At 65.3% G+C, this 683-nt stretch carries 1 protein-coding gene; it reads left to right on the plus strand.

Features of this window, described 5'->3' with window-relative positions; all coding sequences use genetic code 11:
• Positions 1-683 (plus strand): adenosylhomocysteinase (locus AB4039_RS42310; protein WP_442273319.1); only part of this gene is annotated, 683 nt, incomplete at both ends.

A 683-nucleotide genomic window follows, 5' to 3' on the forward strand; every position in this document is an offset into this window, starting at 1 on the left:
GATCCGCGGCGTGATCCGCGGCGTGACGGAGGAGACCACCACCGGTGTCCACCGTCTCTACGAGATGATGGCCGAGGGCACCCTGCTGTTCCCGGCGATCAACGTGAACGACGCCGTGACGAAGTCGAAGTTCGACAACAAGTACGGCTGCCGCCACTCGCTGATCGACGGCATCAACCGTGCCACCGACGTCCTGATCGGCGGCAAGGTCGCCGTCGTCTGCGGTTACGGCGACGTCGGCAAGGGCTGCGCCGAGTCGCTGCGCGGCCAGGGCGCGCGGGTGATCGTCACCGAGATCGACCCGATCTGCGCCCTCCAGGCGGCGATGGACGGCTACCAGGTCGCGACGCTGGACGACGTGGTGGAGACCGCCGACATCTTCATCACCACGACCGGCAACAAGGACATCATCATGGCCTCCGACATGGCCAAGATGAAGCACCAGGCGATCGTGGGCAACATCGGCCACTTCGACAACGAGATCGACATGGCCGGCCTCGCGAAGATCGAGGGCATCGTCAAGGACGAGGTCAAGCCGCAGGTCCACACCTGGAAGTTCCCCGACGGCAAGGTCCTGATCGTCCTGTCGGAGGGCCGCCTCCTCAACCTGGGCAACGCGACCGGTCACCCGTCCTTCGTGATGTCGAACTCCTTCGCGGACCAGACCCTGGCCCAGATCGAGC

The sequence above is a fragment of the Streptomyces sp. M-16 genome (assembly GCF_052114405.1).
GTDB lineage: Bacteria > Actinomycetota > Actinomycetes > Streptomycetales > Streptomycetaceae > Streptomyces.